The organism is Amycolatopsis sp. NPDC051061, from assembly GCF_040682935.1.
Taxonomy (GTDB): Bacteria; Actinomycetota; Actinomycetes; order Mycobacteriales; family Pseudonocardiaceae; genus Amycolatopsis.
Map to the genome: position 1 here is coordinate 1 of NZ_JBFBBZ010000026.1, position 14,831 is coordinate 14,831.

The 14,831-nt window shown below is 71.3% G+C and carries 18 protein-coding genes and 1 pseudogene; 9 read left to right on the top strand and 10 right to left on the bottom strand.

Going from position 1 to position 14,831, the window contains the following annotated elements:
• Positions 1-145 (bottom strand): annotated as a pseudogene (locus AB0N03_RS30670) (endonuclease III); the annotation flags it as partial.
• A gap of 227 nt (positions 146-372) precedes the next feature.
• On the opposite strand from AB0N03_RS30670, the gene AB0N03_RS30675 reads away from it, so the two are divergent.
• From AB0N03_RS30675 to AB0N03_RS30690, 4 genes are all read left to right on the top strand, one after another.
• A complete protein-coding gene (locus AB0N03_RS30675; RefSeq protein ID WP_013230551.1) occupies positions 373-624 on the top strand; it encodes a hypothetical protein in 252 nt (83 codons plus the stop codon).
• A gap of 148 nt (positions 625-772) precedes the next feature.
• Complete coding sequence (locus AB0N03_RS30680) at positions 773-1,447, top strand: Crp/Fnr family transcriptional regulator (protein ID WP_003081747.1); 675 nt, start codon at positions 773-775, stop codon at positions 1,445-1,447.
• A gap of 413 nt (positions 1,448-1,860) precedes the next feature.
• Positions 1,861-3,123 carry an MFS transporter gene (locus AB0N03_RS30685; RefSeq protein ID WP_364378979.1) on the top strand — a complete coding sequence of 421 codons (1,263 nt, stop codon included), beginning with the start codon at positions 1,861-1,863 and terminating at the stop codon, positions 3,121-3,123.
• A 57-nt stretch (positions 3,124-3,180) separates the two neighbouring features.
• Positions 3,181-4,242, top strand: a complete 1,062-nt coding sequence (locus AB0N03_RS30690) for a DNA polymerase III subunit beta (RefSeq protein WP_364378591.1) — start codon at positions 3,181-3,183, stop codon at positions 4,240-4,242.
• Here the strand turns inward: AB0N03_RS30690 and AB0N03_RS30695 are convergent.
• Complete coding sequence (locus AB0N03_RS30695) at positions 4,239-5,201, bottom strand: Lrp/AsnC family transcriptional regulator (protein WP_364378594.1); 963 nt, start codon at positions 5,199-5,201, stop codon at positions 4,239-4,241. The genes AB0N03_RS30690 and AB0N03_RS30695 overlap by 4 nt on opposite strands.
• Positions 5,202-5,284: 83 nt before the next feature.
• Here AB0N03_RS30695 and AB0N03_RS30700 point away from each other — a divergent pair, with 83 nt between their 5' ends.
• Together AB0N03_RS30700 and AB0N03_RS30705 are read left to right on the top strand one after the other, a co-directional pair.
• On the top strand, positions 5,285-6,106 hold the full coding sequence (locus AB0N03_RS30700) for a VOC family protein (RefSeq protein WP_364378597.1): 822 nt from the start codon (positions 5,285-5,287) through the stop codon (positions 6,104-6,106).
• Entirely contained in the window at positions 6,103-7,284 is a 1,182-nt protein-coding gene (locus tag AB0N03_RS30705; RefSeq protein ID WP_364378600.1) for a carboxylesterase family protein, read from the top strand. Before AB0N03_RS30700 ends, AB0N03_RS30705 begins: the two co-directional genes overlap by 4 nt.
• Here AB0N03_RS30705 and AB0N03_RS30710 read toward each other — a convergent pair.
• The 7 genes from AB0N03_RS30710 to AB0N03_RS30740 form a co-directional block, all read right to left on the bottom strand.
• Positions 7,265-7,516 (bottom strand): glutaredoxin domain-containing protein, encoded by a 252-nt coding sequence (locus AB0N03_RS30710; protein WP_364378603.1) that lies wholly within the window; start codon positions 7,514-7,516, stop codon positions 7,265-7,267. The two genes, AB0N03_RS30705 and AB0N03_RS30710, sit on opposite strands and share 20 nt — an antisense overlap.
• The gene (locus tag AB0N03_RS30715) at positions 7,513-8,283 is read right to left on the bottom strand and encodes an MBL fold metallo-hydrolase (protein WP_364378606.1); all 771 of its coding nucleotides are present in this window, start codon (positions 8,281-8,283) and stop codon (positions 7,513-7,515) included. The genes AB0N03_RS30710 and AB0N03_RS30715 overlap by 4 nt, the downstream gene beginning before the upstream one ends.
• Positions 8,280-9,098, bottom strand: a complete 819-nt coding sequence (locus tag AB0N03_RS30720; protein WP_364378609.1) for an NUDIX hydrolase — start codon at positions 9,096-9,098, stop codon at positions 8,280-8,282. Before AB0N03_RS30720 ends, AB0N03_RS30715 begins: the two co-directional genes overlap by 4 nt.
• A gap of 110 nt (positions 9,099-9,208) precedes the next feature.
• On the bottom strand, positions 9,209-10,363 hold the full coding sequence (locus AB0N03_RS30725) for a hypothetical protein (RefSeq protein WP_364378612.1): 1,155 nt from the start codon (positions 10,361-10,363) through the stop codon (positions 9,209-9,211).
• A gap of 36 nt (positions 10,364-10,399) precedes the next feature.
• Complete coding sequence (locus AB0N03_RS30730) at positions 10,400-11,026, bottom strand: hypothetical protein (protein ID WP_360666663.1); 627 nt, start codon at positions 11,024-11,026, stop codon at positions 10,400-10,402.
• A complete protein-coding gene (locus tag AB0N03_RS30735; protein ID WP_086840822.1) occupies positions 11,026-11,481 on the bottom strand; it encodes a RidA family protein in 456 nt (151 codons plus the stop codon). The genes AB0N03_RS30730 and AB0N03_RS30735 overlap by 1 nt, the downstream gene beginning before the upstream one ends.
• A gap of 4 nt (positions 11,482-11,485) precedes the next feature.
• A complete protein-coding gene (locus AB0N03_RS30740) occupies positions 11,486-11,647 on the bottom strand; it encodes a DUF4177 domain-containing protein (RefSeq protein WP_086679227.1) in 162 nt (53 codons plus the stop codon).
• Positions 11,648-11,787: 140 nt separating this feature from the next.
• Between AB0N03_RS30740 and AB0N03_RS30745 the strand changes: the two genes are divergently transcribed.
• From AB0N03_RS30745 to AB0N03_RS30755, 3 genes are read left to right on the top strand one after another with little or no spacing between them, the layout of a single operon-like run.
• Positions 11,788-12,036 (top strand): hypothetical protein, encoded by a 249-nt coding sequence (locus AB0N03_RS30745; protein WP_364378616.1) that lies wholly within the window; start codon positions 11,788-11,790, stop codon positions 12,034-12,036.
• A 21-nt stretch (positions 12,037-12,057) separates the two neighbouring features.
• Positions 12,058-13,065: an ArsA-related P-loop ATPase gene (locus tag AB0N03_RS30750; protein WP_364378619.1), complete on the top strand. Its 1,008-nt coding sequence runs from the start codon at positions 12,058-12,060 to the stop codon at positions 13,063-13,065.
• Complete coding sequence (locus AB0N03_RS30755) at positions 13,062-14,171, top strand: ArsA family ATPase (protein WP_364378622.1); 1,110 nt, start codon at positions 13,062-13,064, stop codon at positions 14,169-14,171. The genes AB0N03_RS30750 and AB0N03_RS30755 overlap by 4 nt, the downstream gene beginning before the upstream one ends.
• A 73-nt stretch (positions 14,172-14,244) precedes the next feature.
• Here the strand turns inward: AB0N03_RS30755 and AB0N03_RS30760 are convergent, their stop codons facing one another.
• Positions 14,245-14,541, bottom strand: a complete 297-nt coding sequence (locus tag AB0N03_RS30760) for a WhiB family transcriptional regulator (RefSeq protein ID WP_364378625.1) — start codon at positions 14,539-14,541, stop codon at positions 14,245-14,247.
• Between the last annotated feature and the right edge of the window lie 290 nt (positions 14,542-14,831).

The window sequence follows — 14,831 nt, forward strand, 5'->3', positions numbered from 1 at the left end:
GCTTGAACAGCGCGGGCGTGACCAGGTTCACCCGGACGTCGGTGGTCTGCGCGGACAGCACGACCGCGACCAGCAGTTCCAGCGGAGTGGTGAAGTCGAGCTCGCAGTGGGCGTCGGGATACACGTCGTCGAGGCAACGCTTCATCCGCCTGGCGCGTCTCACCAGAGCTAACCGGCTTTCACCCGCGCCCTCTTGGGGGGCGTTCGTGGTGGCAGGTGGCACCCCGATAGCCTACGGGCGCCGTCGGACGAGCCGGTCAGTGCACCGGTGGACGACCGACACGCCAGAGCACCACCTCGGCGCAGTTTTCCGGCCGCCATGAGCGAGGATCTGGAGTAGATGCTTCCCACTGAGTGTTTCGGGGTCCGGTCATGACCGTCTGGTTCGTCATCCTGGTCCCCCTCGTGATCATGTTCTTCGCGCTGTTCATGGAGCGCGTGGAAAGCCGGCTCAAGCACGTCGCCGTGCAGGAGAACGAGGTCGAAGAGTTCCTCGAGCAGGCGCAACCCAACGAGGTCAGGGCGCTCTACGGGCACGGCATCGGCCGCGCGCTGGAGCTGTTCCGGCTGCGTAGGCTGGGCGGACGGGCGGCCAGGCTACGCGCGCGTCGCGTGCGGAGTTAGGCTCCACGTTCGAACGAGATCATCTGGCGGCCGCGCGCGTCCGACAGGCGATCTCGCGAGTACGCCCTAGACTGACGCGCAAGTGATCGGCGTCACGCTCTTCCAGCACGGGAGGGCGTGAACGTTTCTCGACGAGGAGGCACCCGAGGTGGACGAAACCCTGGCCCGTGCGGGCATTTTCCAGGGTGTGGAGCCGGCAGCGGCGGAGGCGCTGGCCCAGACCTTGGAATCCGTGGAGTTCCCCCGCGGCCATGTCATCTTCAACGAGGGTGAACCCGGCGACAAGCTCTACATCATCCAGTCCGGCAAGGTGAAGATCGGCCGCAAGTCCCCGGACGGCCGCGAGAACCTGCTGGGCATCTTCGGCCCGTCGGACATGTTCGGCGAGCTGTCCATCTTCGACCCCGGCCCCCGGACGTCGAGCGCGACCACCGTCACCGAGGTCCGCGCGGTCACCATGGACCGCCCGGCGCTGCGGCAGTGGATCTCGACCCGCCCGGAGATCGCCGAGCAGCTGCTGCGCGTGGTCGCGCGCCGCCTGCGCCGGACGAACAACATGGTCGCGGAGCTGATCTTCACCGACGTCCCCGGGCGCGTGGCGCGGGCGCTGCTGCAGCTCGCCCAGCGGTTCGGCAGCCAGGAGGCGGGGCTGCTGCGAGTCACGCACGACCTGACGCAGGAAGAGATCGCCCAGTACGTCGGCGCTTCGCGCGAGACCGTCAACAAGGCGCTCGCCGACTTCGCCCACCGCGGCTGGCTGCGGCTCGAGGGCAAGAGCGTGCTGATCCTGGACCCGGAGAGGCTCGCCCGCCGGGCCCGCTGAGCTTTTCACGCGAGAAGGGCTCCTCACCCTGGTGAGGAGGCCTTCTCGCGTCCTGCGACGAACACAGTGTTTGATAAGACAAAGAGCCGGGCGCCACCCCCGACGTGGCGCACCGGCTCTTCGTTTGTCGCGCGGACCATCCCCCGACGATCCGCGCTCCCCGCCCTCCGGGCCAGGCCCCGACCCATACGCCGGAGGGAGCTGGGTTCTGTGCTGTTGTTCAACCATCACGGCCCATACCCACGAATTCAAGGCCATTCACTCTCAAGGACGCCGTGCCGGCCGTTTTGTTGCACGAGCCCACGGAGAATATCGTGAGTGTTACCTGATCGAGACCACACGTGATCCACTTCCAGTGTGCCGGTGACGCACCTGACCGTCAAATAACTGGTACTCGCGTACCACTCTGTTGCATACTGGTACGCGTGTCCCACTCCGAAGGTCGTACGTCTCTGGCCGACTACCGCGGCGCGCTGACGACCCGCGCCGCCCGGTGGCCCGCCATCGCGTCCGTGCTCGCCCGCCTGCCGATCGCCATGATCGGTATCTCCGCGCTGCTCTACGTCCAGCGCGAGACCGGGTCCTTCGCCGCCGCCGGGCTGGTTTCGGCCGGCTCGCTCGTCGGCGTTTCGGTGGGCGCGGTGATCCAGGGCAGGCTGATCGACCGGTTCGGCCCGACGCGGCCACTGCTCGTCGCCTCCCTGCTCCTGGCCCTGTCGATGACCGCTCTGGTCACGGCGATCGAGGCGCACGCCCCGACCGGCGTGCTGCTCGCGTTCGCCGCGGCCACCGGGCTGTCGGAGCCGATGGTCGGCTCGGCGTCCCGGGCGTTGTGGACCCGCCTGCTCCCCCCGGGCGGCGCGCGCAACGCGGCGTTCTCGTACGAGGCGATCAGCATGGAGGTGTTCTTCATCCTCGGTCCCGGCCTGGCCGGCCTGCTGGTGCTGGCGCCGTGGGCGGGCACCGGCCTGGTGCTGGGCGTGGCCCTGCAGTTCACCGGCGCGGTGCTGTTCGCGCTGAGCCCGGCGGTGCGGGCGTGGCGGGCGTCTCCGGCTTCCGGCGGTTCGCTGCTGGGCGCTCTGGCGAGCCCGGGTATGCGCACGCTGGCGCTGGCCGCGCTGGGTTTCGGCGTGGTGATCGGGTTCGTCGAGGTCGCGGTCCCGGCCTCGGCGACGGAGGCCGGTTCGCCCACGTTCGGCGGGCTGCTGCTGTCGGCGTGGTCGCTGAGCTCGGTGGCGTTCGGCGTGGCGTACAGCCTGCGGCCGTGGCCCCGTCGCATGGGCCTGCGGTTGCCGGTCCTGCTCGGCGGCTTCGGGGCGCTGGTGGCGCTGCTCGCGTGGCCGTCGTCGCTGTGGGGGCTGGCGCTGATGATGCTGCTGGCGGGGGCGTTGATCACGCCGCAGTCGACGGCGCATTCGTCGGCGATCGAACTGGTGGCGCCGTCCGGGACCGCCGCGGAAGCGTTCGGCTGGGTGCTGACGGCGGTGACGCTGGGGCTGGCCGCCGGCCAGTCGGTCAGCGGGTACGTCGTGGAGCACGCCGGGCCTTCGGCGGCGTTCCTGGCCGCGAGCGTCGCCGGGTTGGTGCTCGCGGCGGTGGTCTGGCTGCTCCGGGGGACGGTCCGGGAGCCTGAGCGGGCGCCGGCGGTTTCGGAACTGGTCGGCGCCGGTCGTTAGGCCTGGTCAGGGGCTTGTCGCGCGGTTTTGTCGGTGCTCGCCGCTAGTTTGCGAGGCATGGACGTCACCGCGCCTGCCCACCGCCTCTCGGCGGCCGTCTCCGCTGCTTCGCGGCTCCTTCCTGCCCGCGCCGGCCTGCGGTTGCGGGCGGACGCGGCCGGGCTGACGGTCGCCGGGAGCGACCCGGATCTCGCCGTCCGGTTCGACTGCCCGGCGACCACCCACACGGACGGCACGGTCACCGTCCCCGCGGCGCCCCTCGCCGAGACGCTTCGAATGCTCGAGACGGACCTGGTGCGCCTGGTCGTCGAAGGCAGCCGCCTGGCCCTGCGGCTCGACCACGCCCGATTCGCGCTCCCCCTCCTCTCGACCGAAGCCGGCCCGCCGGCTCCCGAGCCACCGCAAGTGTCCGAAGTGGACGGTGCGGCGTTCGCCTCGGCGCTGCGGATCGTCGCGGGCACGGCGTCGAAGGATGACCCGCTGCCCCTGTTCACCGGCGTCCGCGTGCAGGCGGCCGACCGCCTGACGCTGACGGCGTCCGACCGCTACCGGATGGCGGTGGCCCGGCTCCCGCTGCGCACGCCGGGATCGTTGGACGTGCTGGTCCCGGCAACCCTGCTGACCGAGGCGGCCCGCCAGGCGAAGGGCGTCGTCGGCCTGCACGCGGGCCCGGGCCGGTTCGGCTTGAGCTGGCCGGGCGGCCTGGTCGGCACGGCGGTCCTCGACGCGGGATTCCTGTCGGAGGACTCGATCCCGTCGGCCGCGGTCGACACAACGGTGACCCTGGACGCGGACGCCCTGACGGCAGCGGTCCGCCGCGTCGGGGTGTACGCCGAGGACCGCCGGGTGTTGACCCTGGAGGTCGGAGACGCGCAGGTTCGTCTGGCGAGTGCCCGCCAAGACACGGGCGAAGCGGAGGAGACGCTGAAGGCGGACGTCGGCGGCGGCCGGACATCCCCGTCGTTCCAGGCGAGGTACTTGCTGGACGCACTGCAGGCGTTCGGCGGCGAGCGGGTGGTGCTGTCGATCCAGCCGGGGATGCGGGCGTGCATCCTGCGGGCCGCGGAGCCCGGGGAGGTGGAACTGACGTACTACCTGATGCCGATGCTGGCCCGCTAAGGCGCCAGGGTGCCGAAGCGTTTCAACGTCCGGATCATCGGGGCCGTCTCCACCTGCTGGACTCCCGCCAACCCGCCCAGGTCGTCGGCCAGGTACGAGTACAGCGCCGCGTCGTCGCGGCAGCCCACGTTCGCCACCAGGTTCGCCGGGCCCGTCGTCGCCGCCGCGAACGCCACCTGGGGGTGCGTGGCCAGCGCGCGGCCCGTCGACTCCAACGCCGAGGGCGCCACCGTCAGCCAGAGCGTCGCCGTCAACGGGTAGCCCAGCAGGGCCGCGTCCACCTCCACGTCGAAGTACAGCGCTTCCGACGAACACAGCACCGAAAGGCGACGGCGGACCGTCGACTCCGACCGGCCCGCGGCCGCCGCCAATGTCGATATGTCGGCACGTCCGTCGTGAGCCAGGGCGGTGAACAGGCCGGAGTCGCCGGGTTCAGCGCGATAACGAACGACGGAAGGCGAGCGGCGCAAAGCAGCGACTTGCGAAGCCGACAAAGCGTTCGACCGCCCGGTCCACCCGGCCGGCCCACCCGCGAACCGGCGCAACAGCCGGTACGCCGTCATCGACACCACCCGCGGTGTCCGGGGCAGCTGCCCCAGCAGCAACCCGTCCGTCTCCTCGCGCAAGGGTGCCCGGATGAAGCACACGATCTCCGTGCCGCCCGACATCAGGCTCACCCACTGGGTGTCCGGCCGCCGGGCCAGGGCCGCCGCGATCGCCGCCGCCGCGTCCGGGACGCAGCGCAGCCGGACCAGCCAATGGACCTGGCCCAGGGGCGCCGCCTCCGGGACTCCCACCACCCGCAGCACCCCGGACGACCGCAGCTTCCGGTATCGGCGCGCCACCGTCTGGTCCGAGACGCCCAGCACCGACGCGATCGTGCTGAACGACGCCCGCCCGTCCAGCTGCAGCGCGTGCGCCAGGCGACGGTCGAGGTCGTCGAGCAGGCCGGATTCCACCAGAGCAGCCTAGGCAATGTCGGAATCCGCGCACAATCCGCGAGCGAGCGGAGGAAAAGAACAAAGAGCTCCACCCTCAAGGCATGAACATCGACCACACCGTCTTCCTGACCAGGGCCTACGACGAAACCTGGCGACGCTACGAGCGACTCGGCTTCACGCTCAGCCCGCCGTCGCGCCACTTCGCCGCCTCCACCGACAAAACCGAACCCGTCCCGAGCTGCACCGCGAACCGCTGCGCCTACTTCGGCGGCTCCTTCCTCGAGTTCATCGGCATCGTCGACGAAGCCGCCGGCGACCCCTGGCGGGTGCTGCCGATCCTGGACTCCCGCGGCGACGGCCTCCACGGCTGTTCCTTCGGCGTCGACGACTCCGAAGAGACGTCGAAAAGGCTCAGCGAAGCCGGCCTCTCGAACTCCGGCGTGCTGAAGCTGCAACGCGACGTCGAGCTGCCCGATGGCACCCGCACCGCCCGCTTCCGCAGCGTCCACATCCGACGGGACCGGACGCCCGAGGGCATCCTCCACACCGCCGAGCACCTCACCCCGGAGTACGTCCACCAGCCGCGCTACTTCGACCACCCCAACGGCGCGCGCGGAATCGCCGGGATCGTCCTCATCGTCCCCGACGACGAGATCGACGCCTACCAGAGGCGCTACGACGTGATCACCGCCGGCCAGCAGCTGGTCGACATCATCGGCGTGAGCGACCTCGACACCGTCCTGCCGGGTGAAACCCCGAAGACGCTGCCGTACTTCGCCGCCCACGGCGTCGTGGTTGCGGATTTGGCGAAAGCGCGGAAGCTGATCGAGGACCACGTCCCGACCACGACCCGCGGGAACGGGTTCTTCGTCCGCGCCGAAGACGCCGAAGGCGCCGCGGTGTACTTCGAGGAGGCACGATGATCGTCGAAACCACCACCGGCCGGGTGCGCGGAGACCAAGGCGCGTTCCGGGGAATCCCTTACGCCACCGCGAAACGCTTCGAAGCGCCGGAAAAGCCGAAGCCGTGGACCGGTGTCCGGGACGCGCTGGAGCCCGGCCCCGCGGCGCCGCAGCCGCCGTCACGCCTGGAGCACGCCCTCGGGCCGATGCCCCTGCCGCAGAGCGAGGACTGCCTGTCGCTCAACGTGTTCACGCCGTCGATCGCCGGCAGCCGCCCGGTGCTGGTGTGGATCCACGGCGGCGGGTTCTCCAGCGGCTCGGGCGGCCAGGTCTGGTACACCGGCACGCGCCTGGCCCGCGAAGCCGACGCCGTCGTCGTGACGCTCAACTACCGCCTCGGCGCTCTCGGTTTCCTGAGCGCGCCAGGGATCCCGCCCAACCTCGGCACCGCCGACCAGTTCGCCGCGCTCGAATGGGTCCGCGAGAACATCGCCGCGTTCGGCGGGAACCCGGCCGACGTCACCCTCGGCGGACAGTCGGCCGGCGCGCAGTCGACGCTCGCCCTGTGGTCGGCGCCGCGCGCCCAGGGCCTCGTCAACCGGATCGCCCTGCAGAGCGCCCCCGTCGGCATGCGACCGTCTACATGGGACGAGGCGAATGCGAACGCATTGCTGCTACAGCAAGAACTCGGCGCAGACCTCCGCACGGCACCGACGAAACAACTCCTCAAAGCCCAACTCAAGGTCGCGGCCAAAACTGCGAAGCCCGGCTCCCTCGAACCGCCGTTCCAGCTGGTCGCCGACGACGACCTCGTCGCGAAGGACCTCATCGAGGCCGCTCCGGCAGGCCCGGCGCTCATCAGCTCGACGAAAGACGAGCTACGCGCGTTCGCGCCCGACGCGCCGCAAGAAACCGTCGAAGCCGCGAACAGCTTCTTCGTCAGCGACAGACTGGCCGCGAGGCTCGACGCCTTCGTCTACCGCTTCGACTGGGAAGCGCCGGGAAACCCGTTCAAGGCGTGCCACTGCGTCGATCTCCCGTTCCTCTTCGGCACCCACGACGTCTGGGACGCGCCGATGCTCGAAGGCGCGCCGAAGGGCCTCGAAGACGAATCCGGCCTCCGCGAAGTCTGGGCCGCCTTCCTGCACGGAAAGCGGCCCAGCCCGACGTGGGAGGCGATCAGGCCGACGCGGCCTTGACCGCGGCCTCGACCTCGGCGAAGGAGGGGTTGACCATGGCGGTCGACCCGACGATCACGGTCGGGACCGTCTCGTTCCCGTTCGCGACCTCGCGCACGCGCGCGGCCCCGTCCGGGTCCTCCCAGATGTTGATCTTCCGGATGGTGAAGCCGCTCTTCGACATCGGCCGGTCCAGCGCGGCGCAGAAACCGCACCCCGGCCGCCAGTAGAACTCGACCTCGACGTTGCTCATCCCTGGTCCTCCGACCGCAAGTAGTCCAACTGCGCCTGCACGCTCAGCTCGGCCGGCGCCCACAGCGCCCGGTCGACGTCGGCGTACACGACCTCGACGACCTGGCGCGGAGTGGCGTCCGCACCGAGCGTCTGCAGAGCCGAACGCACTTGGTCCAGCCGCTGTTCCCGGTGGGCAAGGTACTCGCGGGCGGTCGTGGCCAGATCGGGGAGCTCCGGACCGTGGCCGGGCAGCCCGAGCGTGGCCGCCGGGAGCTCGATCAGCTTCCGCAGCGAGCGCAGGTAGTCGCCCAGGTCGTGCAGCACGGTGGTGCCGCGCCCGAGGATGGTGTCGCCGGTCAGCACCTGGCCGTCGAGCACCAGCGACACCGAATCGCCGGTGTGCCCCGGCGTGTGCAGGACGCGGATCGACAGGCCACCCGCCGAGATAACCTCACCGTCCACAAAGGACTTCGAGGAAATGCACAGCGAGGGGTCGAAGGCCCGCACCGGCGCGCCGACGCGCTCGGCGAACCACGGCGCGCCCTCGGCGTGGTCGGGGTGGAAGTGCGTCAGCAGGACCAGCTCGACCTCGCCGGTCGCGGCCAGCAGCTCGAGGTGCTCGAGGTCGCGGTACCCCGGGTCGACGACGACGGCCGGGACGTCCGGCGCCGCCCGCAGCACCCAGCTGTTGGTGCCTTCGAGCGTCATCGACGACGGGTTGTTCTCCAGCAGCACCGACGCCGTCTCCGTCACCGGGCGCAGCACACCGTACGCGGGGGCGCTCATCGCCGCTCCAGCACGACGCGGACGTGGTCGCCCTCGCGGATGAGCGTGGGCGCGATGCGGACGATCTCGCGCGGCGCGTTCAGCACGTCGTCCGCGGTGGCGAACTCGGCCAGCTCGCTCAGCGTCAGCCAGGTCGGCGGCATGAGCATCCGGCGGCCTTCGCGCGCGTCGGCGATCGCGTCTTCCGGGCGCTGCCAGCCGGAGCTCGACGCCTCGGACGTCGCGCCGTCGGCCTCCTGGCCTTCAGGCAGTTTCGCGACGTAGAACCGGGTGTCGTACCGGCGTGGCTCCTCCTCGGGCGTGATCCAGTGCGCCCACGGCCGCAGCAGGTCCGCCCGCAGCGTCAGCCCGGCGTCGGCGAGGAACCCGGCGAGCGAGACTTCGCGCGTCTCCAGGGCCTGGCGCGCGGCCGCGTACGCGGTGACGTCGGTGAGCACCGCGTCGGCGCTGCCCGCGAGCAGCACGCCGGACTCCTCGAACGTCTCGCGCACCGCCGCGCAGGTCAGCGCGCGGGCCAGAGCGTCGTCACAGCTGAACCGCGAAGCCCACCACGACGGTTCCGGGCCGGCCCACGCCACCGAGGCGTCGGCGTCGCGCTTGTCGACCCCGCCGCCCGGGAAGACGGTCATCCCGCCCGCGAAGGGCATGCCCTTGACCCGGTGCTGCAGGAAGATCTCGACGCCGTCGGCGCCGTCCCGGACGAGGATCACGGTGGCCGCGTGCTTCGGCGTCGCCGGCGGGCCGTCGGCGTTGGCGCGGGTGGCTACCCCGGCGCCGACCGGGATGTCGAAGACGAACTCCGTTGGCTGCTCCACCCGGGCAACATACCTCCGGACCCCGACGTTCCGTCGCGCAGTTGTGGCGTCTCAGACAGTGAAAAGGCGGCGCCTCCCGAGGGAGACACCGCCTTCTCGCGAAAGAGGTCTTACGGGGCGGTCCAGCCGCGCTGGTCGCCGCCGGAGCGGGAAGCGCCGTTGAGCCGCATCTTCGCCGCCTCGGCCCGCTCGCGCTCGGCCAGCTCGGCGTGCAGCTCACGCAGCAGCGCCCGGTCGCGCTCGCTCAAGCTCGGGTCGTCCAGGTCCAGCGCCGGCAGCTCGACGACCTCGTGCATCGACGGCTTGCCCGCGGCGATCTCGCGGCCCTTCTCCGGGTCTTCCGCCAGCGCCTGCCGAAGCTGCGCCACCTCGGCCGGGGTCAGGTCGGCGGTGCGCTCCGCCCGCGTCTCGGACCGGTCGGAGGACCGCTCCATCCGCGACTGGCGGGGCGGCTCCGGGGCGGGCGGCGGCGGCGACACGATCGGCACCACCGGGGCGACGGGCTCCGGCGGGGTCGTCGTAGCGGTGCTCGACCGCATGCTGTGCCGGCTGCCCGAGGACTCCGCGACCGGTTCCGGCGCCACCGCGACCGGCGGCTTGGCCGGCTCGGGGCGGTACACCGACGCCGTCGACGTCGTGCTCCCGGTCACCCACGCCGGCGACGCTGCCGCCGAAGCGGCCTGGTGGTACTCGGAGTGCGCGACGCCGGGGCCGCTGACCTCGACGACGGAGTGGATCCCGGCCCGGCGCAGCGCCGTGTCGACGCGGAACGCGACGGCCGGCGGGTTGCCCTCCGGCCCCAGCTCCACGAGCACCACGCGCTGCGGCAGCGCGCCCGGCACGCTGCCGGCCGGGGTGTTGCGCCACACCGCGTGCACCGAGCGGACGTCCGGCAGCACCTGCAGGGTCCGGTCGAGCGCCTCGGCGATGCCGAACTCCGGGGAGTTCTCGCCGCTGAACCGGTGCGCGCTGACCTGCTCGGCCTCGTCGACCAGCAGATCGTTCGCCAGCGTCGCGTCCGAGCGGCTCATCTCGAGCACCAGCGCGAGTTCGCGCTGCTCGGCCGAGCTGACCGGGATCCGGCCCGCGATGAGCGTGCCGGTGGTCAGTTCGACCGCCTCGTCGATGTGCGCCCGGGCGATCAGCTCACGCGCCTCGGTGAGCGCGCTGTCGTCGATCCGGCCCGCCAGGGCCAGCAACAGGTTGTGCAGGCGCAGGGGCACCGAGAACCCGTCCATGGGCGGGCCGTCGTGGACCTCCACCATTGCCTTGCTCCCTCCCAGCTCGCTGGCGGGCGAGCGTTATGCGGCTACTAGCCGATTCCCCGTCACCGCGCCCACGCAGACCAGCTCTGAGTCGGCCAGCGCGGCCCGGTGGTAACCCGGCAGGTCGAAGCGCGGCGGGATGACCTCGACGCTGGGCTCTTCGTCGCCCAGAACGCGCAGCACCCGCTGCAGTTCGCCGGTCAACCTCGGCAACCCCGACAGCGCGGTGATCAGCAGGACGCGCTTCGCGGTCCCCTGTCCGACCACACCGACGTGTCGCCAGCTCTGCCGCACTTCCCCCACGTCCGGGCGTCCTCGCAACGTTGCGTGGATCAACACGGACACGGAGTCGACCGAGTTAACCCATTCGGGCGCACTCGACGTGAATGTGTACCGGTTCTCGGTGACGTCGTCTACCCCCAGCGTCGAACTGACCTGGTGCCAGTCGGCGCCGTGCGGGATGAGCCCGGCCACGAGCAGGCGGTACTCCGTCTGGTCGAGGTCAATCCTGTGCTTAAGCAAAGACCTGGGCAGGGTCCGGGCGAGGGTGCCCATGGCGCCCTCGCCGAGCCAGTCGCGGAACCGCCACAGCAGCTGGTCGGGCAGCCGCCCGGCCAGCCGGAGCAGCAGCTCGTGGGTGGACTGCTCGATGTCCGGATCCATCACTGCACCTCCACGATCAGTTCGACCTCCACCGGCGAGCCGATGGGCAGCTCCGCGACGCCGACGGCCGAGCGGGCGTGGATGCCCGCGTCACCGAAGACCTCGCCGAGGAGCTCGGACGCGCCGTTGACGACCGCGGGCTGGCCGGTGAAGCCCTCCGCGGAAGCCACGAAGCCGACAACCTTGACGATCCGCGCGACGTTGTCAATGCCGACCAGTGCGTGCACGGCCGCGAGCGCGTTGAGCGCCGACGTGCGGGCGTGGCCCTTCGCCTCTTCGGGGCTGATCTCCGCGCCGACCTTGCCGGTCGCGGCGAGGACGCCGTCGACGAAGGGCAGCTGGCCGGAGGTGTAGACGTGCTTGCCGCTCTGGACCGCGGGCACGTAGGCGGCCAGCGGGGCGGCCACGCCGGGCAGCTCGATGCCGAGCTCCTTCAGCCGTTCGCTCCAGCTCACGGGGTCAGCCCTTCGGACGCTTGAGGTACGCGACGTGCTGCTCGCCCGTCGGGTTCGGCAGCACGGTGACCAGTTCCCAGCCGTCCTCGCCCCACTGGTCGAGGATCTGCTTCGTGGCGTGGATCAGCAGAGGGACGGTCGCGTACTCCCACTTGGTGGCGCTCATGAACCGGGAGCGTAGCCAAGCGGGCAAGACCACCGGGGGGCGCCGCCGGAAAAGCGCGGCGAAGATCACCCGACACGCCGTCGGTGTGGTGGACTTCACACTCGCTCGGCCCGAGCGGGCGCACCGCTAGCGTGTCCGGAGTGGAAACGTGGCGCGTGATCGCGACGGCGCTGCTCGCGGCGGCCGGGCTACCCCTGGTGCTCGTCGTGATGGCGAAGGTCCGCGACCGGACGCAGAGTTCCGGCCAGGTCGCCCTCGGCGGGGTGATCACCTTCACGCTGCTGGTCGTCCTCGGTGTGCTCCTCCTCACCGTGCTGCCCGGGCTCGTCGCCTGGGTGCTCGTCGCGGCGGTCGCCGCTGCGGTCAGCGTCATGCTGCTGGCCAGCTGAGCGCTGATTTAGGGTGAAGAAGTGACCACTTCCCATGCCGGCTGGACCGACGAGCTTGCCCGCGCCCGGCTGCACTTCGTCACCGGCAAGGGCGGGACCGGAAAGACGACGCTCGCCGCGGCGCTCGGGCTCGCGCTCGCCCGCGAAGGCCGGCGCGTGCTGCTCATCGAGGTCGAGGGCCGCCAGGGCATCGCCCAGCTCTTCGACACCGAGCCGCTGCCCTACGCCGAGCAGCGCATCGCGTCCGTCCCCGGCGGTGGCGAGCTGCGCGCGCTGCACATCGACGTCGAGGCCGCGCTGCTCGAGTACTTCGAGATGTTCTACAACCTGGGTTTCGCCGGGCGGACGCTGCGGCGGATGGGCGCGATCGAGTTCGCGACCACGCTCGCGCCGGGCCTGCGGGACGTCCTGCTCACCGGGAAGATCAAGGAGTGCGTCGGCCGCACCGAGTCCGACGGGCGGCACACCTACGACGCCGTCGTCGTCGACTCGCCGCCGACCGGCCGGGTCGTCAAGTTCCTCGACGTCACCAAGGCCCTGACCGACCTCGCGAAGACCGGCCCGATCCGCGGCCAGGCCGAAGGCGTCGTGCGGCTGCTGCACTCCGGCGAGACGGTGATCCACCTGGCCACGCTGCTGGAGGAGATGCCCGTCCGCGAGACCGTCGAAGCCGTCGCCGAGCTGGACGGCGCCGACCTGCGCCCGGGCGCGGTGCTGGTCAACCGGGTCAGACCGCCGCGGCTGCCCGCCCGGTCGGTGACCGCGGCCGCGGACGGGCGCGTCGACGCCTCCCGCGTCCGCAGCGGGCTCGCGTCGGCCGGGCTGAAGCTGCCGGACGCCACCCTGGACGCGCTGGTCGAGGAAACCGTCGAGCACGCCGTGCGGGTCGCGGCCGAGCAGCGGGCGCGCGAGCAGCTCGCCGAGGCCGATCTGCCGACCCTCGAACTGCCGGACCTGACCGACGGCGTCGACGTCGCGGCCCTCTACGACCTGGCCGAGGCCCTGACCGACCAGGGGGTGCGGTTGTGACCACCATCGACATCGACGCGCTGCTCGACGACGCGGAGAGCCGCGTGATCGTCTGCTGCGGCTCCGGCGGCGTCGGCAAGACCACCGCCGCCGCGGCGCTGGCCCTGCGCGCGGCCGAGCGCGGCCGCCAGACCGTCGTGCTGACGATCGACCCCGCGCGGCGGCTGGCCCAGGCGCTCGGGCTGCGCGAACTCGGCAACCACCCGAAGCAGGTGAAGGTCGAAGGGTTCGAGCCCAAGGGCGAGCTGTGGGCGATGATGCTCGACATGCGCCGCACGTTCGACGACATGGTGCGCGTGCACGCCGGCCCGGAGCGCGCCGAGCAGCTGCTGCAGAACCCCTTCTACCAGACCATTTCCACGTCGTTCTCCGGTACGCAGGAGTACATGGCGATGGAGAAGCTGGGCCAGCTCGCGGCCAGCGGCGACTGGGACCTGATCATCGTCGACACCCCGCCGAGCCGGTCCGCGCTGGACTTCCTCGACGCGCCGACGCGGCTGTCGTCCGCTTTGGACGGCCGGATGATCCGGCTGCTGACGGGCCCGGCGAAGGCCGGCGGCTGGGGTCTGCGCAAGGTCGTCAACGCGGGCTTCTCGATGTTCGCGAAGGCCGTGTCCACGATCATCGGCGGCCAGCTGCTGACCGACGCGTCGGCGTTCATGCAGGCCTTCGACAGCATGTTCGGCGGCTTCCGCGAGCGCGCCCGCAAGACGTCGGAGCTGCTGCGCTCGTCCGGGACGTCGTTCCTGGTGGTGGCCGCGCCGGAGCCGGACGCGCTGCGCGAGGCGTCCTACTTCGTGGAGCGGCTGTCCTCGGAGTCGATGCCGCTGGCGGGGCTGATCGCGAACCGGACGCACCCGGTGCTGGCGTCGCTGTCGGGTTCCGAAGCGCGCGCCGCGGCCGATTCCCTGCAGGGCGCACCCCTGGCCGAAGCGGTGCTGCGGCTGCACGCGGACCGCGTCGACCTCGCGGCGCGCGAGGAACGGCTGCTGGCGCGGTTCACCCGGGCGCACCCCGAGGTGGCGCTGGCCCGGGTCCCGGCGCTGGCCGGTGACGTGCACGACCTGGAGGGCCTGCGCGACATCGGGGTGAAGCTCGCCGGCTGATCGCGTGCCCGTCATGAGTGTTCAAGGCGGTTGGAACCGCCCTGAACACTCACGACCAGCTGCGGCAGATCGCTCAGCCGACTTCCACCCGCTCGAGCGCGTCCCTCTTGGCCGCGTCGAGCAGGTCCGCCCAGCTCACCACGTCGGGACGGCGGCGCAGCAACGCCCGCCTTTCCCGTTCGGTCATGCCTCCCCACACGCCGAAGTTGATCCGGCCGTCGAGTGCTTCGGCGAGGCATTCGGTCCGGACCGGGCAGCCCAGGCAGACCGCCTTGGCCCGGTTCTGCTCCGCGCCCCGGACGAACAACCCGTCCGGATCGGCGTCCCGGCAGGACGCGTTCATCCGCCAGCTCGACTGGTTGGTTTCCATACCCCCAGCTCCCTACCCTGGTGATCGACGCACCAGCGGGGAAAGGCACTGCGCTCCTTGCCCCCGCGAGCGTGTCTCCCTCTGCTCACGTCGGTTCCGGGCACCTCCCCGGTGCCGGTGCCGCCGCATCGACCAAGCGAGCTCCCACCCGCGTTGATCCATCCGACGGCTTTCTTCGTGAGACGTTGACGGACTGTAGGGGCCGTCGGTTCCCTCCGCCAAGACCTAGAATGCCTTCCGTTACCAGATGTCACCGAAGGGGGTCGGTTTTGTCACTGATTTCACACCTG